The sequence below is a fragment of the Priestia sp. TGN 0903 genome (assembly GCF_050846855.1).
GTDB classification, from domain to species: domain Bacteria; phylum Bacillota; class Bacilli; order Bacillales; family Bacillaceae_H; genus Priestia; species Priestia zanthoxyli.
In genome coordinates, this window is record NZ_JBOZGL010000003.1 from 150,273 (window position 1) to 169,107 (window position 18,835).

The window sequence follows — 18,835 nt, forward strand, 5'->3', positions numbered from 1 at the left end:
TAAAAGAGGAGAAGCTTTTATGACCTATGATCCGCATTATCATCCATATCCATCTTACCGAGTTCCCGTTTATGCAAAGAAAGGAATGATATCCACATCTCAGCCGCTTGCAGCGCAGGCAGGTCTTGATATCTTAAAAAAAGGAGGTAATGCTATTGATGCAGCGATCGCGACAGCGGCAAGTCTTACCGTATTAGAGCCCGCCTCTAATGGAATCGGAGGAGACGCGTTTGTGCTTGTTTGGACGAATAATCAGCTGTATGGACTAAACGCGAGCGGACCTTCTCCGCAGTCTATTTCCATTGATGCGCTGAAGGAAAAAGGATACAAAGAAATTCCTAAGTACGGAATGATGCCCGTTACGGTTCCCGGTGCTCCGGCTGGTTGGGCTGCTTTATCAAAGCGATTTGGTAAACTGCCTCTTTCTCAAGTGCTGGAGCCTGCTATTCAATATGCTAAGGAAGGATTTCCGTTAGCGCCTACACTCGCTAAACAATGGAAACAAGCGTACGATACGTTTAAACGAGTACATACAAGCGAAGAATTTGAATCGTGGTTTCAAACGTTTGCGCCGAATGGACGAGCACCAAAAGCAGGAGAGATGTGGTCGTCTACTGATCATGCTCATACGCTTCAGCTCATTGGTGAGACAAATGCAGAAGCCTTTTATAAAGGTGAGCTTGCAGAACGTATGGATGCATTCAGCAAAAAATATGGCGGCTTTTTATCAAAAGAAGATTTGGCAGCTTACGAACCGGAGTGGGTAAATCCTATTTCCGCTCACTACCGTGGATATGATGTTTGGGAAATTCCTCCGAACGGACAAGGGCTTATTGCGTTACTGGCATTAAATATCGTAAAAGGCTTTGAGCTTCAAGAAAAAGACGCCGTCGATACGTATCATAAACAAATCGAAGCGATAAAGCTTGCGTTTGCGGACGGAGCAAAATACATTACCGAAGAAGCGAAAATGAACGTACCTGTCAGGGAACTGCTGTCTGATACATATGCAAGCTATCGCCGCAGCCTTATAGAAGAACATGCTCTGCAGCCTGAAGCAGGAGAACCTGTCGGAAGCGGAACAGTGTATTTAGCAACGGCTGATGAAGAAGGAAACATGGTTTCATTCATTCAAAGTAATTATATGGGCTTTGGTTCTGGAATTGTTGTGCCAGAAACGGGAATTGCTCTGCAAAACCGCGGTCACAATTTTTCAATGGACCCTAATCACGATAACTGTCTTGCTCCTAATAAAAAAACGTTTCATACCATTATTCCAGGCTTTCTCACTAAAAATAATGCGCCCGTAGGACCTTTTGGCGTGATGGGCGGGTTTATGCAGCCGCAGGGACATATGCAAGTTGTCATGAATACGATTGACTTTCACCTTCATCCTCAAGCCGCTTTAGATGCGCCAAGATGGCAGTGGAAAAAAGATAAAACGGTGCTTGTTGAGCCGACTTTTCCTTCACACGTAGCACAAGCGCTTGAACGAAAAGGACATAAAATTGAAGTAGCCGTGGATTCGATGGCATTTGGGCGCGGACAGATTATTTGGAGAGACGCTGAAAGCGGCGTGCTATGCGGAGGAAGTGAATCACGAACGGATGGTTGTGTAGCTGGATGGTAAGAACAAAATAGATCAAGAAAGAAGCCCGTACTGATTAGAGTCGGGCTTTTTTCATGTCTCAACCATATGTATAAATCTCTTCAAAGAACTGAAAACTAAAACAAACATGTACGTAAAGAGAACGGGATTAGAACAACCGTCTTAAGCTGCCAATCGACACGAAGGTATACTAACAACACTTGGTGAAAGGAGCGAAAAGGTTATGAGAAATAAAAAATTTGAAGTGAATTTTTTACGTACAATGCTGATTATAGGGCTGGGAATGCTCCCTTTTCTATTTAGAAAACCACCGATCAAAGACTGGCTGCTGGCTTATGCATTTAATGCATTAACAAATGGTATTATTGATAAATTTATTGTCTCTCACGGCCTTCTTCGATATCCAACTCGCTTACTGAAAAAACAGTTTAGAATTAATGTGTTGTTCGACTTTTTACTGTATCCTAGCATATCCGTTATGATTAATCAGGCTACGTATCACGATAAAGGGTTAAAGATTTTATATAAAATTGTACTTTTTACGATTCCCATGTTTTTTATTGAATTATGGGCTGAAAAACGAACGAAGCTCATCGAATGGAAAACAGGCTGGATGTGGTACCACACCTTTATTAGCGTAACGTTAAAATCCTACCTTAACCGGCTGCTGATTGGATGGATTCGGAAAATTGAAAAGAAGCAGGACGAAATGAAAATAAAATAACATAACATTGGTTCTAAAAACGACGTTAGAGAGGTGAACAAAGGTGCATATTTCTGTCCTTCTATGGCTGATTTTTCAAAATATCCAGAAGAAAACGTGGAAAAAAATTCACGAGCTATATGCTGGGGTTTTATACGTGAGCTTTTTTAATATTCTTTATTACTTTTTATGTAACGATAAGTTGCTTTGGGATTTTAAATCTTCTCATCTTTCATTAAAAGTACTGCGTATTTTACACCTTATGTTTATTACACCTCTCATGATTTTGTCGTTCTTAGCTACTTATCCGTCTACACTTCTTAAACAGGTAAAATATATCGTAAAATGGGTATGTACAGCTTCATTTGTAGAATGGCTTGGTCTGAGGTGTAAGGGGATTACATTTAGACACGGCTGGCATTTGGGGTGGTCAGCACTTATTTATGTAATGATGCTTATCTTTTCGAGATGGTTTCAAAAAAAGCCTTTTGCGGTCTTGCTGCTATCGGTTTTTGCAACAGTCGTTCTCAGCATCATTTTTAAAGTTCCCATTAGCAAACGAATGCTAAAACATCCGCTGAAACGAATATTGACTCGGCCTTTAAAAGATCATGTGACTCAAGCTGTTGCGAATAAAGTAAGGCGGAAATGCCTGCTCCTCAAGCTGTTCTCGTAAGTGCCTGCTCTCTGTGAAGAGCAGGTTTTTTAGCTTACTGGAGGAATAACGTCCGTCAGCAACAGAATGAAAAAAATCATGCCGACTCCCGTAAAGCTTAAAGAAGCAAGAAAATAAGCCGTCCAGCGCAAACGAAACGGATTATGTTCGACATTGGCTCCAGACATTAACCTCATGGAGTGAGTGTTATAGTGAGAATGAGCGCTGTTGCTTCCGCTGCTTGAAAACCAAAAAGTTAAAACTGAAAACAAAAGTCCGCTAAAAAACATAAGCTCAATAAAGCGAACGGACAAAAATGATGAGCACGCATAGGTTAATCCCCCTTCAATAAGCAGGGTAATAACAAAAATAAGCTGAGTTTTCTTCAAAAAATCCTCCCCTTTTTTCTCTGTGTCTACTTTTCATTATACAATAATTTACATATATAAAAAGTCTCAAAAATGCTTTTATTATGATACAATGGTAATAAATGTATTGTTAGAAAGTACTCAAAATCCGCATGCATCACGATTATAAGGTCTTTTGTAATGATGAGATTTACTATATACGCTGCGCTTAGCTTCAAGTGCGTAGAATGAAAGTGAGGAGTGTTTATGGGCTTGGGAGAGACTGTGATTGCGATACTAGCAGCGGGAGCACTGCTGGTATACGGTACGTTAGAGCTTTGGTTTGCACCTCGTAATTCTTCTTTTTTTAAAGGGTGGAAGCAAAAACTAGCCGTCATTTTGCCGTTATACGCAGTTACATTCGGCATATGGTTCGCGTTTTATTCGTAACAAAAAAGTCTTACAAAAAGGAGGAATGAAAAATGGAAATTAATTCATACCTCATTCGGTTTTCATGTATGCTGATGCTCTTGTTTGGAGGATTATTTATTATACGGTATGTAAAGACAGGTGACCTTTATTTAGATCAGCTTCTTGTCTTTGGAGCGGGTTTTGTTCTGTTTATCGGCTCACTTATTTGGAAAAGAAAACATCAGCAGAGAGAAAATAGAAAAGCTTGTTAAACGTATAAAAATGTGACAGTATAAAACAGATAAAAAACGTAATCTCGTGATCGTACCATTGGTTACGGGCTGCTGTTGGAGGAAAAGAAAATGAATGTACCTAATTGCCCAAGCTGTCAATCACAGTATACATATGAAGATGGAAACCTGTTCATCTGCCCGGAGTGTGCGCATGAATGGGGTCAAGATGAAAAAGCAGAAAGCACGGAAGAACAGCTTACTGTAAAAGATGCAAACGGTAATGCTTTAAAAGACGGAGATTCAGTTACTGTCATCAAAGACTTAAAAGTAAAAGGAAGCTCATCGGTTGTAAAAATCGGAACGAAAGTAAAAAGCATTCGTTTAGTAGAAGGCGATCATAACATTGACTGCAAGATTGATGGATTTGGAGCGATGAGCTTAAAATCTCAGTTTGTGAAAAAAGCATAACGATAAAAAAGTCAGGATGAAGAAGACTTTCATCCTGGCTTTTTTCTATGTATCTTAACGGACAAAGTGAAATATATAGACCGTTTTGTCTATTTTAGAAGGGATTTAGCTAAATGTCCCGAATTTACTTAAAGTGTCTGAGAACTTGGATATTAATGGAACTTATGTCCGTTTCATGAAGACAAAGGGGAGGGAGAAATGTGAAAAAATTTTTAGCGTTTCAAATTTTAATTGCATTAGTAATTGGAGCTGTTATCGGGCACTTTTTTCCGGACTTCGGGATGGCTTTAAGACCGGTAGGAGACGGGTTTATCCGGCTCATTAAAATGATTGTAGTGCCGATTGTCTTTTCAACCATCGTCATAGGTGCTGCGGGAAGCGGCAGTATGAAACAAATGGGAAGTCTAGGGTTAAAGACGATTATTTGGTTTGAAATTATTACTACCATCGTATTAGGGATTGGTCTGCTGTTAGTGAATTTGCTAAAGCCCGGAGTAGGCCTCGATCTTTCTCATCTTGTTAAAAAAGATATCGGTGAATTGTCTCAGTATACCGACAAGGTCGTGGACTTTAAACAAATGATTTTAAACATCATTCCAACGAATATCGTAGATGTGATGGCAAAAAATGATTTGCTGGCCGTGATTTTCTTTGCTATTTTATTCGGTGTTGCCGCTTCAGGAGTTGGGAAAGCATCCGAACCTGCAATGAAATTTTTTGAATCAACCGCTAAAATTATGTTTAAATTAACGCAAATTGTCATGGTCACAGCGCCTCTTGGTGTACTAGCGCTAATGGCTGCATCTGTGGGGCAATACGGCATTGTCCTTCTGCTTCCGATGCTGAAGCTAATTGGAACCGTCTTTTTAGGCCTTTTTATTATTTTATTTATTTTATTTCCGCTTGTTGGGTTTTTGTTCAAATTCAACTATTTTGAAGTCTTCAAAATGATTTGGGACTTGTTTCTTATTGCGTTTTCAACAACAAGTACAGAGACGGTGCTGCCACAGCTGATGGAGCGTATGGAAAAGTACGGATGTTCTAAACGAGTGGTGTCGTTCGTTATTCCGTCCGGCCTGTCGTTAAACTGTGATGGATCTACTTTGTATTTATCCGTTTCATGCGTCTTTTTAGCACAGGCTTTTAATATTGACATGCCCTTAACTCAGCAATTATTTATGATGCTTATACTCGTAATGACAAGTAAAGGAATTGCGGCTGTCCCGTCAGGTTCACTTGTTGTGCTTTTAGCAACAGCTAATGCAGTAGGTCTGCCGGCTGAAGGAGTCGCAATCATTGCAGGAGTGGACCGCATCATGGATATGGCAAGAACAGGAGTCAACGTTCCAGGCCACGCCATTGCCTGTATCGTCGTCTCGAAATGGGAAAAAGTATTTCGAACCCAAACGCCAATTCCGCCTGCATCTCACACGGAATCTTTATAAAACCAACCCCCGCTTTAGCTCATAGAGCGGGGGTTTTTTCTTAAATCATTAACGATGTAGACTAGAGTAATTTGTCATACTCAGCCCTACTCAAAAAAAGAGGACGCGCCGCTTAAGTCTAAAAAAAAAGCCCTGTGACTGTTTTTTGGTCACAGGGCTTTTTTTTAGATGAATGTTCACAAAATGTTCACTTACGAAGAAGGAAGATAAAAAGCTATACTAAGCCAAGTAAAAAACATGAAAAGGATGAGGAATATGCCCACAACTAAAAAAGAAAGTATATATTTTGGAATGATGATGTGCGGAGGGATGGTGCTTGTGATGACGATGTATAACATGTTCATAAATGATGTCATCGGGCATATCACACTTGCAGAAGGTATTTTAAACTTGGTTATCACATTTGTAGTTGCCATGGCTGTCGAAACTTTCTTAGTAGGTCCCGTAGCAAAAAAAGTAGCATTTTCATTGCCGTTTGATAAGTCTAAACAGTTAAAAGTCGTGTTGATTTTATCATCATGCATGGTTATTGGAATGGTGCTTTCCATGTCTGTATACGGATTAATTACGATGTCACTTACGAAAGGTTTAGACGGAGAGCCGCTTCTTTCAAGCTATGCACTGATCGTTATGAAAAACTTTATCGTAGCCTATCCGCTTCAGCTTCTTATTATAGGACCTTTAGTTCGCGGATTGTTTATGAAATTTGTGAAAAAGAATCCGGCAACGGCTTAAGTCAAAACCCTAAGAACGCCTATTTTCTTAGGGTTTTGTTGTGCAAAGCTGTTCAGTCAGAAGAGAAGAAAATTCACGCAAAGCCGCCGATACAAAGGCATCTTTTCGCGTAATAAAAAAAGTGGGAACCTTTCTATATGGCTGCGGCAGCGGAGTTAACGTTAATGAATGTTCGTGATTAGATACAATGGATTTCATCATTACAGCTACGCCCATACCTGCTTTTACACACCCAATAATAGCTTCAATCGTACCAAATTCTAATATGCGTTTTGGAAACACGCCATCTTTTGTCATGAGCATTTCTAACGTATGTCGATATGCGCATCCGCTGCTGAATGCTAATAAATTCATATCGTTTAGGCTGTAAAGAGAAGGAAGAGGATGGCGGCTCACAAGTACAAGCTCTTCATCTCGAATAAATAAAGAGTTTAGATCGGGATGGTCACAGCTGCCCGCCACAAATGCGCCTTCAAGTTTTCGTTCTAAAACCAGTTGAATAAGAACATCGGTTGTATGTGTTTCTAAGATGAAGTCTACATTAGGATAGGCAGTGCAATAAGTAGAAAGCAAAGGCGGCAGCCGAAGAGCCGCGGTGGATTCAGTTGCACCTATTTTTAAAGGTCCTATCGGCGTGTGCGAGCTGCTTTGCACAGCTGCCGTGGCTTCATTGGTTAAACGAAGAATTTGTTCAGCATAACGATGCAACAGCTCTCCGCTGGAAGTTAACGTTACCCCTTTACCGCTTCGTTGAAAGAGCTTTGTACCCAGCTCCGCTTCTAATTGCTGAATTCGCATCGTCACATTCGACTGCACGTAGCTTAAGCTTTTGGCAGCTTTTGAAATGTTTTTTTCTTCTGCTACCGTTGTAAAAACAAGCAAATCTTTTATATCCATCAAATCTCCTCCTTCAGCTATCATTTTTATTGATGACTTTTATCTTTATTGCTTATTTTACATGATATCACCGCTACTCTACACTGAAAGTAAAGGTGGAGGAGAGAAAATGAGCAGACAAAAAGCTTCTTATAAGTGGATGATTTTATTTATTGCCACCCTTTCTCAGGCGTGTGCAACGTTTGTCACGTACGGCGCGGGACCATTGGCAGCGCTTTGGCAAAGACTATATGATTTATCGCAGTTTCAAACAGGACTGCTCGTATCAGCTGTTCAAATTGGTCCGATTTTTTCCATGCTGTTCTTTGGAAACTGGATGGATCGATATGGAGAAAGGTGGCTTGTAGGAGGAGGATCTATTTTGCTGGGGATAAGCATGCTTTTTGCCTATAGCGTTGATCATTATTTGTATCTAACAGGCGTACTTCTCGCAGCAGGAGTGTGGTATGGAACAGCACAGCCAGGAGGAAGTAAAGCCGTGGTGAAGTGGTTTCCATCTCATCATAGAGGCCTTGCCATGGGGATTCGGCAAACGGGAATTCCCATTGGAGGCGCTGTTGCTTCCGCGGCATTACCGCTGGTGTTTTATCAATACGGGTGGCATGGGGCTGTTCTCATACAGGCTGCGGCAGCTATCGGGGGAGGTCTTCTTTTTTTAGTATTCTATCGAGAATACCCATCATCGCCAGAAAAAAAAGAAACATTTACGCTTCGTCAAAAAATCATGCGTATTTCTCAAGATAAAACGCTCTATCCCTTATTCTTTGTAGGTGTTTCAATGATTTCTCTTCAAATGATCATTGTGGCGCACTTTATAAGCTATTTAACGAAAGCCATAAAGATGGATTTTGCTTCAGCGGGCATGTTGTTGAGCGTCACACTGTTAGGGGGAATGATTGGGAGAATTGCTTTAGCCTGGCTAAGCGATCATGTGTATAACGGAAATCGAAGAACACCTTTGCAAGCGACGGTTTGGGTGACTGTAGGACTAATCATAGCTATTTCTTATATTGGATTTACTTTGCCTTTTTGGCTACTAACTATTTTTTGTTTTAGCCTCGGCTTTTTTGCAATTGGCTGGTTTAGTTTGTTTATCGTGTTAATAGCAGAAAAAGCGGATGATCGTTTTATCGGTTTAACGGTAAGCATTGCGTTAACGCTCAATCAATTTGCCATTGTGCTTGCACCGATTTGGTTTGGGCTCCTTGTGGATTGGCTCCGGAGCTACGCGTTGGCTTTTAGTACGGCTGCATGCATCATTGCTTGTGGAGGAATATGGTTAAAAAAAGAGCGAGTTCATTCATTTTTAAATAAAAACGTCACTAAATGAAAAGTGATGTAGGGCCATTTATTTAAGAATAGAGAAGACCTCTTACTCTCTAAAACGTTTCAAAGTCATGCTCCCGGGTACACACAACATTAATGAGGAGGAGATAGTATGGAAGCAAAAGCAAAGAATGTTGTGGGAGTATATGAAACGGAACAAGAAGCAATTCATGCTGTAGAGAATTTAAAAAAAGAAGGATACGCATCAGAAGAAATATCTATTATCGGTAAACATAAAAAGACCAAAAAAGTTCAGAAAGAAACGAATACAAAAGCAGAAGGGGCAGCAACTGGAGCGCTTACCGGAGGTACGTTAGGGAGCTTGACCGGAATATTAGCAGGTGCCGGAGCTCTTGCAATCCCGGGAATAGGCCCAATTGTAGCGGCTGGTCCGATTGTAGCTACATTAACAGGTGCAGCAGCTGGTGCGAGTGTAGGAGGTCTGTCTGGTATTTTAGTCGGTATGGGAATTCCAAAACAGCAGGCCGAGCACTATAATGATTCAGTCAAAGAAGGCAGCCTGCTTGTTTTAGTAGACAAAGAAGACTGGGATCATGATGGAAACCCGAAAGCGCCTTTAACCGGAATGATTTTATAGAACTTATTATGTATAGGAGAAAGCTGTCGCAGTGCGGCAGCTTTTTTTATGCGCTGGTTTTATTTAAGAGAACTACATGCACAATAATATTCCATAATAGTTAAAAATATCAAAGTATTTGAGGGTAACCTGAAAGATAATATGCCTTAAATTATAATGTAATATTATTGTAACAATAATGTATTTATTGTTTTATTTTGGAATTTTAGTTTCAATAAAAGCTTTAACAACGGGATTTACGCGCAAAATACATCCATAAATTAACTGTAAACTATTATACGAAGTAGAATAATTTTCTAATTATTTTTCAAGAATTAATTTTTAGCAAATTATTCATGTTTGAAAGAGGGCTAAAAAGTATATTTCAAAAGTATGTTTACTAAAAAAAGTTAAGCAGGTTGTTTAGTAGCATCATTCATTTAGTTAAATCTCGAAAGGAGCTGCTAAAAAATGAGTATTCAAAAAAGTACAGATAGTTCAAGTTTAGCAGAAGTGATTGATCGAATTCTAGACAAAGGAATTGTCATCGATGCTTTTGCTCGAGTATCACTCGTAGGAATTGAAATTTTAACGATTGAAGCACGAGTCGTTATTGCAAGTGTCGATACGTGGCTTCGCTACGCAGAAGCGGTCGGGTTATTAACCGACAAAGTAGAGGAAGAAGGGCTGCCTGGCCGAACAGAGGAGCGAGGAGCAGGGCTTAGTTTTTAAGTCTTTTAATCGTAAGAAAATTCATTAAATAAATAATAATAAGAGAAAAGAGGATGAAACATGTCAACAACTGATAAGAATGTACAAAGTGAAAAACAAGAAAATCAGCAGCAGGAAGAAAAAACGCAAAATTCTTTGAATCTTGCCATTTTAGGAGGCGTAGTAGGAGCGGGAATTGGACTTCTTTCAAGTCCGCAAACGAGTAAAAAAGTACTCAGTCGCTTAGGACAATCAGAAATTGTACGTGCGACAGGACAAGAGTTAAGAAGAAACGCACAGGATATTTTAACGCAGCAAGCGATGGGAGCGTTAAGACAGACGGCTACAGGCTATCTTGAAAAAGACAATTTAAGCAAGCTGCTGGCACCTAAAAAGAAAAAAGAAGAAACATCAAATGAACAGGGAGATTCGCAGGAAGAAGTCAGCGCAAGCGCAGAAATGGAAACGTCTCAGTACGAAGAGTTAAAAGAAGAAAATAAAAATATGAACGATCAGCTGCAGCGCATTGAAGAGATGCTAAACAAACTCATGGACGCGAAGAAGTAAGATATCCGTCCTGAAGGGGAATTTCATGGATAAAAAAGATGTGGAGAAAGCAGCCTTAAAAGCAGGGAAAAAAATAGTTGAGCACACGCCTGAACCTGTTAAGGAGAAAGTAGAAGAAAAGGTTAAAGAAAAAGCGAAAGAAAAGTTTGTCGAAAAAACCGAAGGGAAACTGCAGGAAAAAGCGGATGAAGCGTCAGAAAAACTGCAGGAAACGAAAGAAAAAAATGCTCAAAAGGTACACGGCAAAGGAGAAGACGCAAAAGAAAAGCTTCAAGACGTCTTATTATCAGTAAAAGATAAGCTTAGCGATGTAAAAGAAGCTGGAGAAGACTTTCAAGAAAAAGTTTCTTCTTCAGACGATAAAGATAAGTCAAAAAACAAGCGGAAAATAAAAGGCGTAAATCAGATTAAAAAAGCAACGGATATTAAAAGCTCTACTAAGATTAAAAGTTCCAATGATATTAAATCATCTACAGATTTAAAAACAATGGGATCATAAGCGAAAGGAGAAATGGGATATGTCTATTCAAAAAAGTACTAATAGTTCAAGTTTAGCAGAAGTCATTGACCGTATTTTAGATAAAGGAATTGTTATTGATGCGTTTGCAAGAGTGTCTGTTGTAGGAATTGAAATTTTAACAATTGAAGCACGAGTGGTTATTGCCAGTGTTGATACATGGTTACGCTATGCAGAAGCAGTAGGGCTTCTTCGTGACGACGTAGAAGAAAACGGCCTTCCTGAACGTTCAAATTCAAGTGAAGGGCAGCCGCGTTTTAGTATTTAATATGAAGTGGTATGGAACCTTCCTTTTTGAGGGTGGTTCCAGCTTTTAGATCTAACTATTGGAGGCTACTAAAGATGGAAATTAAAAAAATTATGCAAGCCGTGAACGACTTTTTTGCTGAAAACGTAGCTCCTCCTCATAAAATTACCTCGGTGGAAGTCACTGAAGATGAAGGCTGGAGAGTTATTGTTGAAGTCATTGAAGAACGAGAATATATGAAAAAGTACGCCAAAGATGAAATGCTTGGAACATACGAGTGCTTTTTAAATAAAGAAAAAGAAGTCATTTCATTCAAACGACTCGACGTCAGATATAGAAGCGCCATTGGCATTGAAGCATAAACGATAAGATGGCAGGAGGAACGTAAAAATGACCGTCTTAACAGACAAAAGGAAAAAAGGCAGTGGAGCTTTTATACAAGATGACGAGACAAAAGAGGTTCTTTCAAGAGCGCTGAGCTATTTAAAATCCGGCTATTCCATTCATTTTACAGGTCCTGCCGGCGGAGGTAAAACCTCTTTAGCGCGAGCGCTTGCTAAAAAGAGAAAGCGTCCTGTGATGCTGATGCACGGGAATCACGAGCTCAACAACAAAGATTTAATTGGCGATTTTACGGGCTATACGAGCAAAAAAGTAATCGACCAGTATGTTCGTTCTGTTTATAAAAAAGATGAACAAGTAAGTGAAAACTGGCAGGATGGACGGTTGCTTGAAGCCGTAAAAAACGGCTATACGCTGATTTACGACGAATTTACTCGGTCTAAGCCTGCGACGAATAATATCTTTCTATCGATATTAGAAGAAGGCGTGCTGCCGCTGTATGGAGTGAAAATGACCGATCCTTTTGTACGCGTGCATCCCGATTTCCGCGTCATTTTCACGAGCAACCCAGCTGAGTATGCCGGCGTATATGATACGCAAGATGCGCTTCTTGACAGGTTAATTACTATGTTTATTGATTATAAAGACATCGACAGAGAGACAGCGATTTTAACGGAGAAAACGGATGTAGAAGAAGACGAAGCGCGCACAATTGTAACGCTCGTAGCAAACGTGCGAAACCGCTCTGGAGACGAAAACAGCAGCGGGCTTAGCCTGCGGGCTTCGCTTATGATCGCTACCCTTGCTACGCAGCAAGACATTGCTATCGATGGAGATGATGAAGATTTTCAAACGTTATGTATGGATATTTTGCATCATCCGCTTACCAAATGTTTAGACGAGAAAAATGCAAAAAGCAAAGCCGAAAAAATCATTTTAGAAGAGTGTAAGAATATAGACACTGAAGAAAAGTAAAGGAGCTTGAAAACATGAGTGAAACAAACGAAACGGGCATTTATATTTTTAGCGCCATTCAAACGGATAAAGACGAAGATTTTGGATCGGTAGAAGTAGAAGGAACAAAAGCTGAAACGTTTTTGATTCGCTACAAAGACGCGGCGATGGTAGCAGCTGAAGTGCCGATGAAAATTTATCATCCTAATCGTCAAAATCTATTAATGCATCAACACGCAGTAGCAGCGATTATGGACAAAAATGATACGGTTATTCCAATCAGCTTTGGGAATGTATTCAAATCAAAAGAAGACGTAAAAGTTCTTTTAGAAAACCTTTATCCGCAGTTTGAAAAGCTGTTTCCAGCCATCAAAGGAAAAATTGAAGTTGGTTTAAAAGTAATTGGAAAAAAAGAATGGCTCGAGAAAAAAGTAAACGAAAATCCTGAACTTGAAAAAGTATCAGCATCCGTAAAAGGAAAATCAGAAGCAGCCGGTTATTATGAGCGTATTCAGCTTGGAGGAATGGCTCAAAAGATGTTTACTTCCCTGCAAAAAGAAGTCAAGACAGATGTGTTTTCTCCGCTTGAAGAAGCAGCTGAAGCAGCAAAAGCAAATGAGCCAACGGGCGAAACGATGCTTTTAAACGCTTCTTTCTTAATTAACCGAGAAGACGAAGCGAGGTTTGATGAAAAAGTGAATGAAGCGCATGAAAACTGGAAAGACAAAGCCGATTTTCATTACAGCGGTCCATGGCCTGCTTATAATTTTGTGAACATTCGCCTAAAAGTAGAAGAGAAATAACGTGCTTCACAAATTAGTAACCGCACCTATTAACCTTGTAGTGAAAATCGGCGAAAAAGTACAGGAAGAAGCTGATAAACAGCTATATGACCTTCCGACGATTCAGCAAAAACTCATTCAGCTTCAAATGATGTTTGAGCTTGGTGAAATTCCGGAAGAAGCGTTTCAAGAAAAAGAAGATGAATTGTTAATGAGGTACGAAATCGCGAAACGCAGAGAAATTGAACAATGGGAAGAGCTGACAAAAAAAAGAAATGAGGAATCCTAGATGGGAGAATTACTGTATTTATACGGTTTAATTCCAACAAAAGAAGCAGCAGCCAGAGAGCCGTTTCCATCTTATAAAGGGTTTGACGGAGAACATTCACTGTACCCAATAACGATTGATCAGGTGACGGCTGTCGTTTCTAAGCTGGATGCTGACGCCTATTCAGAAGAAGTGATTAAAGAAAAAATGGAGCAGGATATGAGCTGGCTGCAGGAAAAAGCATTTCATCATCACGAAACCGTAGCCGCTTTGTACGAAGAATTTACGATCATTCCATTAAAATTTTGCACCATTTATAAAAGTAAAGAAAGTCTGCAAGCAGCTATTGAGCTTAACAAAGAAAAGCTAGAGAATTCACTGACGCTGCTTCAAGGAAATGAAGAGTGGAACGTGAAGATTTACTGTGATGATAAAGAGCTTAAAAAAGGAATCAGCGAAACGAATGAAAGCGTGAAAGCGAAAAAAGAAGAAATTAGTGAATTGTCACCAGGAAGACAGTTTTTTGAAAAGAAAAAAATAGATCAGCTGATTGAAAGAGAATTAGAGCTTCACAAAAACAAAGTGTGTGAAGAGATACATGACAAGCTAAAAGAACTGTCGCTTTACGACTCTGTTAAAAAGAATTGGAGCAAGGACGTAACGGGCGCAGCTGAACAGATGGCGTGGAACAGCGTGTTTCTTCTTCCGTCTCTGCAGATCACTAAGTTTGTAAACGAAATAGAAGAGCTTCAGCAAAAGCTTGAAAATAAAGGCTGGAAATTTGAAGTGACGGGACCATGGCCACCCTATCATTTCTCGAGCTTTGCGTAAAGTGAGGAATTAACATTATGTCTCTTAAACAATCCATGGAGAATAAAGATATTGCTCTTATTGATATTTTAGATGTCATTTTAGATAAAGGAGTCGCCATTAAAGGAGACTTAATCATTTCCATAGCCGGCGTCGATTTAGTGTATTTGGATTTGCGGGTGCTTATTTCTTCGGTTGAAACGCTTGTGCAAGCAAAAGAAGGAAATCGCAAACCCATCACTTCTGAACAATTTGATAAACAAAAGGAGGAATTACTGGATGCAACCGGTCAGCCAAGCAAATGGACGAATCCACTTGGATCCCGATAAAGCTGAACAAGGCTTAGCGCAGCTTGTGATGACAGTTATTGAGCTATTGAGGCAAATCGTTGAACGTCATGCCATGAGGCGGGTGGAGGGTGGAACGTTGACGGACGAACAAATTGAAAACTTAGGAATTGCACTAATGAACTTAGAAGAAAAAATGGACGAGTTGAAAGAGGTGTTCGGTCTGGACGCAGAAGATTTAAATATTGATCTTGGACCGCTAGGCAGCCTGCTTTAAGCGGTCAGTGGGAGGAACAGTATGGCAGTCGAACATAATATGCAGTCAAGTACGATTGTAGATGTGCTCGAAAAGATTTTGGATAAAGGAGTCGTCATAGCGGGGGACATCACCGTAGGAATTGCAGATGTCGAGCTATTAACGATAAAGATCCGCTTGATTGTGGCTTCGGTTGATAAAGCAAAAGAAATCGGCATGGACTGGTGGGAAAATGATCCCTATCTCAGTTCAAAAGGAGCCAATAGTAAAGCGCTCGAAGAAGAAAATAAAATGCTGCATGAGCGGTTAAAAACGCTTGAAGAAAAAATAGAAACAGAACGTTAAAAACTGTACGCTACTTAAAAAATGGAGGGATTTACAATGGCAACTGAAACAAAATTAGATAACACACAGGCAGAAAACAAGGAAAACAAAAATACGGAAAACGGTTCAAAAGAAAAGAACGATTCAAAAGCAAGCAAAACAACAAGCAGCGGGCCAATCAAACGAGCGGTAGCAGGAGGTATCATCGGTGCAACGATTGGATATGTATCGACTCCTGAAAATCGAAAAAGCCTTCTTGACCGCATCGATACAGACGAATTAAAAAGCAAAGCATCTGATTTAGGAACAAAGGTAAAAGAAAAATCAAAAAGCAGCGTGGCCAGCCTGAAAACATCTGCGGGAAGCTTGTTTAAAAAAGATAAAGATAAATCAAAAGATGATGAAGAAAACGTAAATTCTTCTAGTAGCGAAACAGAAGACGATAACGTTCAAGAGTACGATGAGTTAAAAGAAGAAAATCAAACGCTTCAAGACCGTTTATCACAGCTTGAAGAAAAAATGAACATGCTTGTTGAGCTTAGCCTCAATAAAAATCAAAATGAAGAAGCGGAAGATACAGATTCTGACGAAGAAGAGAACGATGAGAACGAAGAAAACGAGCAGGACGATGAAAACGAAGAAGAAACATCTAAGCCTCGTAAAAAGAACAAAAAAGAAGAGGAGCAAGAAGAGGAAGAAGAAAGTGAAAGTGACGAAGACAGCGAGGAAGAAGAGGAAGATTCTCGTTCAAACAAAAAAAATAAAAAAGTAAAAACAGAAGAAGAAGACGAAGAAGAGGAAAGTGAAGAAGAAAAAAAGGAAGCGAAACCAAAAAAGTCAACAGCTAAAAAATCAAAAAATACAAAAGCAAAGAAAAACACGGATGAAGAAGATGATGACGCAACATCTCTTTCTAGTGAAGACGATACAACAGCCTAAGACGTAAAGGAGGAAAGAAATACATGAGTACAGGCCCTTCTTTTTCAACTAAAGACAATACGCTTGAATACTTTGTGAAAGCTTCTAATAAACACGGCTTTTCACTTGATATTTCATTAAATGTAAACGGCGCTGTGATTTCCGGTACCATGATTTCAGCAAAAGAATACTTTGATTACTTAAGCGAAACGTTTGAAGAAGGCAGTGAAGTGGCTCAGGCGCTAAGCGAACAATTCTCTTTAGCAAGCGAAGCGAGCGAATCAAACGGAGAAGCAGAAGCCCATTTTATTCATTTGAAAAATACAAAGATCTACTGTGGAGACAGTAAGTCTACTCCTTCAAAAGGAAAGATCTTTTGGAGAGGAAAAATAGCAGAAGTAGACGGATTCTTCTTAGGGAAGATTTCTGATGCAAAATCAACGAGTAAAAAGAGTTCATAAAAAACGGCGGGGTGAGTGCCCCGCCGTTTTTTAGTGATGTGATGAGATATGCAGCTTCTTTTTTCGATACATGAGCGGAGTCATCTTCATTTCTTTTCGAAACTGATTAATAAAATAGCTTGTACTATTAAATCCTACTTGATAGGCGACGTCCGTCACATTTGCTTCTGCTTGCTGCAGCATAACTAAGCTTTGCTGAATTCGATAGTTTAATACATAGGTCAAAGGAGATTTTTTTAACATTTTCTTGAAATATCGACAGCATTCAGAACGGCTTAATTGTCCCGCTTTGGCAATATCATCGAGCGTAATCTTTTCAGCAAAGTGCAAATGAATCCAATTAAGCATTTGCTTCATCCGCTGATTTTTGATCATTTCTTTTTCATTGTATTTCAGCTGCAAACCGTTAAGAATTACATTTTTCCACAGTATGCTGAGTGCAGAGGCAATCTCTATTTCATAGTGATGCGGCTGCTTATGAATCCATGTGTATATCTTATGTATAGACTCTAACACGTTATTCCCCCACGCTTGCTTTGGACTGATGAATAAATGTGGTAGATTCGTTGCATGAATGTAGGGATAAACGTAATTTGTAAAAAGCTCTTGCGGCACAAGAAAATGAGGAGAAACATTTAAACAAATGTACACGCAGCCGGATTTGTTTATGTCTTCAGTCATATGAAGACATCCGCTGTTAATAAACAGTCCGTAGCCTTGTTTTACAGTCACTGTTTTTTCATTTATTTGAAAAGACGCATGACCTTTTATAACCAATACAAATTGAAGCTCATCATGCCAGTGAAGAGGGATGTAGCCGTTTATGTGATCACTGATCGTTGTTTGATAACATGCTACTGGCAGCTCAACGGTGCGATGGGTCGTTAGCTCTTTTAAGTTTTCATCAATTTTAAAATGTGCTGCTGGCATACATGGTCACCTCAATATATTTATATTTTTTAATGCAATATGCGTATTTTCTGCCCCATTTTTCACTTATTATAACACTATTCTTATAATAAAAGTGAGGGATGAAAGATGAACGATCTCAGCAGAAAAAAAGGGTTCTTCTTTGTAACAATGGGAGCTATATGTTGGGGGATGGGAGGAACGGTTGCTCAAAAGCTTTTTCAAGAATTTGAAATCAGTGTAGACTGGCTTGTTTCAGTACGGCTGCTCACTGCGGGTTTTTTGCTGTTAATGATTTCATGTATAAAAAGGAATCGTTATCACGTACTTGGAGTATGGAAGAACCGAAAGTCAGCTTTTCAGCTCGTCGTTTTTGCCATAGCTGGTATGCTCGCCGTTCAGTATACGTATATGGCTTCTATTAAGCATGGAAATGCAGCAGTAGCTACGCTGCTGCAGTATTTATCACCGGTGATGATTATCATTTATTTGCTTTTGCGCAAGCAGTCTATATTTACGCGACAAGACGTCATCACTGTTCTGCTGGCACTGGGGGGCTGCTTTTTTTTATTAACAAACGGCTCTATTTCTCAGCTGTCTGTGCCTGTATCTGCCGTTGTTTGGGGAGTGTTATCCGGCGTAGCAGCAGCATTTTATACGCTGTATGCCGTCCCGCTGATCAAAAAGTACAGTTCGCTTGTTATCGTTGGCTGGTCAATGGTAATTGGGGGAAGCGTAATGAGCTTTATTCATCCGCCTTGGGAAGCGTCAAGCTTATCACCAATAACTTGGGGATATATTTTATTTGTCATTATTTTTGGCACGATGCTTGCTTTTTGGTTTTACGTAGAAAGCTTGCAAAGTCTTTTACCTAAAGAAACGAGTTTGCTTGGAAGTTTAGAACCTTTAGCCGCTGTTATTACAACCGTTGTTTGGCTGAAAGAGCCTTTTGGTTTTTATCAATGGATTGGCACAGCTTGTATTATTGGATTAGTTCTACTACTCACACGAACGAAACAAGCATCTTCTGAGACGACACTTTCAGCATAAATGGAGGCTTGCTAAAAGAAGAAGCA

28 protein-coding genes are annotated in these 18,835 nt (G+C 39.7%); 25 read left to right on the plus strand and 3 right to left on the minus strand.

Going from position 1 to position 18,835, the window contains the following annotated elements:
* Positions 1-19 precede the first annotated feature (19 nt).
* From ggt to ACRPLY_RS11530, 3 genes are all read left to right on the plus strand, one after another.
* The gene (gene ggt, locus ACRPLY_RS11520) at positions 20-1,630 is read left to right on the plus strand and encodes a gamma-glutamyltransferase (RefSeq protein WP_325078162.1); all 1,611 of its coding nucleotides are present in this window, start codon (positions 20-22) and stop codon (positions 1,628-1,630) included.
* Between the two features lie 202 nt (positions 1,631-1,832).
* Entirely contained in the window at positions 1,833-2,333 is a 501-nt protein-coding gene (locus tag ACRPLY_RS11525) for a CBO0543 family protein (protein WP_034263928.1), read from the plus strand.
* Between the two features lie 43 nt (positions 2,334-2,376).
* A complete protein-coding gene (locus ACRPLY_RS11530; protein ID WP_034263929.1) occupies positions 2,377-2,988 on the plus strand; it encodes a CBO0543 family protein in 612 nt (203 codons plus the stop codon).
* Between the two features lie 29 nt (positions 2,989-3,017).
* Here ACRPLY_RS11530 and ACRPLY_RS11535 read toward each other — a convergent pair whose 3' ends face one another.
* Positions 3,018-3,356 carry a hypothetical protein gene (locus ACRPLY_RS11535; RefSeq protein WP_325078163.1) on the minus strand — a complete coding sequence of 113 codons (339 nt, stop codon included), beginning with the start codon at positions 3,354-3,356 and terminating at the stop codon, positions 3,018-3,020.
* A 225-nt stretch (positions 3,357-3,581) separates the two neighbouring features.
* On the opposite strand from ACRPLY_RS11535, the gene ACRPLY_RS11540 reads away from it, so the two are divergent.
* From ACRPLY_RS11540 to ACRPLY_RS11560, 5 genes are all read left to right on the plus strand, one after another.
* Positions 3,582-3,764 carry a hypothetical protein gene (locus tag ACRPLY_RS11540; RefSeq protein ID WP_165636459.1) on the plus strand — a complete coding sequence of 61 codons (183 nt, stop codon included), beginning with the start codon at positions 3,582-3,584 and terminating at the stop codon, positions 3,762-3,764.
* A gap of 32 nt (positions 3,765-3,796) precedes the next feature.
* Entirely contained in the window at positions 3,797-3,997 is a 201-nt protein-coding gene (locus tag ACRPLY_RS11545) for a hypothetical protein (protein ID WP_165636460.1), read from the plus strand.
* A gap of 90 nt (positions 3,998-4,087) precedes the next feature.
* Positions 4,088-4,426, plus strand: coding sequence for a zinc ribbon domain-containing protein YjdM (locus ACRPLY_RS11550; protein WP_029715023.1), 339 nt, complete (start codon positions 4,088-4,090; stop codon positions 4,424-4,426).
* A gap of 200 nt (positions 4,427-4,626) precedes the next feature.
* On the plus strand, positions 4,627-5,871 hold the full coding sequence (gltP, locus tag ACRPLY_RS11555) for a glutamate-aspartate/proton symporter GltP (RefSeq protein WP_325078164.1): 1,245 nt from the start codon (positions 4,627-4,629) through the stop codon (positions 5,869-5,871).
* 255 nt (positions 5,872-6,126) lie between these two features.
* The gene (locus ACRPLY_RS11560) at positions 6,127-6,606 is read left to right on the plus strand and encodes a DUF2798 domain-containing protein (RefSeq protein WP_325078165.1); all 480 of its coding nucleotides are present in this window, start codon (positions 6,127-6,129) and stop codon (positions 6,604-6,606) included.
* Positions 6,607-6,633: 27 nt separating this feature from the next.
* Here ACRPLY_RS11560 and ACRPLY_RS11565 read toward each other — a convergent pair whose 3' ends face one another.
* Complete coding sequence (locus tag ACRPLY_RS11565) at positions 6,634-7,503, minus strand: LysR family transcriptional regulator (protein ID WP_325078166.1); 870 nt, start codon at positions 7,501-7,503, stop codon at positions 6,634-6,636.
* 109 nt (positions 7,504-7,612) lie between these two features.
* Between ACRPLY_RS11565 and ACRPLY_RS11570 the strand changes: the two genes are divergently transcribed.
* From ACRPLY_RS11570 to gvpU, 16 genes are all read left to right on the plus strand, one after another.
* A complete protein-coding gene (locus tag ACRPLY_RS11570; RefSeq protein ID WP_165636463.1) occupies positions 7,613-8,833 on the plus strand; it encodes an MFS transporter in 1,221 nt (406 codons plus the stop codon).
* A gap of 108 nt (positions 8,834-8,941) precedes the next feature.
* Positions 8,942-9,427: a general stress protein gene (locus tag ACRPLY_RS11575; protein ID WP_033580314.1), complete on the plus strand. Its 486-nt coding sequence runs from the start codon at positions 8,942-8,944 to the stop codon at positions 9,425-9,427.
* Between the two features lie 450 nt (positions 9,428-9,877).
* Entirely contained in the window at positions 9,878-10,138 is a 261-nt protein-coding gene (gene gvpA, locus ACRPLY_RS11580; RefSeq protein ID WP_013058000.1) for a gas vesicle structural protein GvpA, read from the plus strand.
* 60 nt (positions 10,139-10,198) lie between these two features.
* Entirely contained in the window at positions 10,199-10,684 is a 486-nt protein-coding gene (gvpT, locus tag ACRPLY_RS11585) for a GvpT/GvpP family gas vesicle accessory protein (RefSeq protein WP_048019585.1), read from the plus strand.
* A 25-nt stretch (positions 10,685-10,709) separates the two neighbouring features.
* The gene (gene gvpQ / locus ACRPLY_RS11590; protein WP_033580316.1) at positions 10,710-11,183 is read left to right on the plus strand and encodes a gas vesicle protein GvpQ; all 474 of its coding nucleotides are present in this window, start codon (positions 10,710-10,712) and stop codon (positions 11,181-11,183) included.
* Between the two features lie 19 nt (positions 11,184-11,202).
* Entirely contained in the window at positions 11,203-11,469 is a 267-nt protein-coding gene (gene gvpJ / locus ACRPLY_RS11595) for a gas vesicle structural protein GvpA (protein WP_013057997.1), read from the plus strand.
* 74 nt (positions 11,470-11,543) lie between these two features.
* A complete protein-coding gene (gene gvpO / locus ACRPLY_RS11600; protein ID WP_033580317.1) occupies positions 11,544-11,810 on the plus strand; it encodes a gas vesicle protein GvpO in 267 nt (88 codons plus the stop codon).
* 28 nt (positions 11,811-11,838) lie between these two features.
* Positions 11,839-12,765: a gas vesicle protein GvpN gene (gvpN, locus tag ACRPLY_RS11605; RefSeq protein ID WP_033580318.1), complete on the plus strand. Its 927-nt coding sequence runs from the start codon at positions 11,839-11,841 to the stop codon at positions 12,763-12,765.
* A gap of 14 nt (positions 12,766-12,779) precedes the next feature.
* The gene (locus ACRPLY_RS11610; RefSeq protein ID WP_224980294.1) at positions 12,780-13,547 is read left to right on the plus strand and encodes a GvpL/GvpF family gas vesicle protein; all 768 of its coding nucleotides are present in this window, start codon (positions 12,780-12,782) and stop codon (positions 13,545-13,547) included.
* A 1-nt stretch (position 13,548) separates the two neighbouring features.
* Positions 13,549-13,815: a gas vesicle protein GvpG gene (locus ACRPLY_RS11615; protein ID WP_013084016.1), complete on the plus strand. Its 267-nt coding sequence runs from the start codon at positions 13,549-13,551 to the stop codon at positions 13,813-13,815.
* A complete protein-coding gene (locus tag ACRPLY_RS11620; protein WP_224980292.1) occupies positions 13,816-14,625 on the plus strand; it encodes a GvpL/GvpF family gas vesicle protein in 810 nt (269 codons plus the stop codon).
* 17 nt (positions 14,626-14,642) lie between these two features.
* Positions 14,643-14,933: a gas vesicle protein gene (locus ACRPLY_RS11625; protein ID WP_028414530.1), complete on the plus strand. Its 291-nt coding sequence runs from the start codon at positions 14,643-14,645 to the stop codon at positions 14,931-14,933.
* Entirely contained in the window at positions 14,884-15,168 is a 285-nt protein-coding gene (locus ACRPLY_RS11630) for a gas vesicle protein K (RefSeq protein WP_028414529.1), read from the plus strand. Before ACRPLY_RS11625 ends, ACRPLY_RS11630 begins: the two co-directional genes overlap by 50 nt.
* A 21-nt stretch (positions 15,169-15,189) precedes the next feature.
* Positions 15,190-15,492, plus strand: a complete 303-nt coding sequence (gvpJ, locus tag ACRPLY_RS11635) for a gas vesicle protein (protein WP_028414528.1) — start codon at positions 15,190-15,192, stop codon at positions 15,490-15,492.
* A gap of 36 nt (positions 15,493-15,528) precedes the next feature.
* Complete coding sequence (gene gvpT, locus ACRPLY_RS11640) at positions 15,529-16,410, plus strand: YtxH domain-containing protein (RefSeq protein ID WP_033580321.1); 882 nt, start codon at positions 15,529-15,531, stop codon at positions 16,408-16,410.
* Positions 16,411-16,433: 23 nt separating this feature from the next.
* Positions 16,434-16,850: a gas vesicle accessory protein GvpU gene (gene gvpU / locus ACRPLY_RS11645; RefSeq protein ID WP_013057987.1), complete on the plus strand. Its 417-nt coding sequence runs from the start codon at positions 16,434-16,436 to the stop codon at positions 16,848-16,850.
* 30 nt (positions 16,851-16,880) lie between these two features.
* Here the strand turns inward: gvpU and ACRPLY_RS11650 are convergent, their stop codons facing one another.
* Positions 16,881-17,780: an AraC family transcriptional regulator gene (locus tag ACRPLY_RS11650; protein WP_165636465.1), complete on the minus strand. Its 900-nt coding sequence runs from the start codon at positions 17,778-17,780 to the stop codon at positions 16,881-16,883.
* A gap of 108 nt (positions 17,781-17,888) precedes the next feature.
* On the opposite strand from ACRPLY_RS11650, the gene ACRPLY_RS11655 reads away from it, so the two are divergent.
* Positions 17,889-18,809: an EamA family transporter gene (locus ACRPLY_RS11655; RefSeq protein ID WP_154990218.1), complete on the plus strand. Its 921-nt coding sequence runs from the start codon at positions 17,889-17,891 to the stop codon at positions 18,807-18,809.
* The last annotated feature ends 26 nt before the right edge of the window (positions 18,810-18,835 follow it).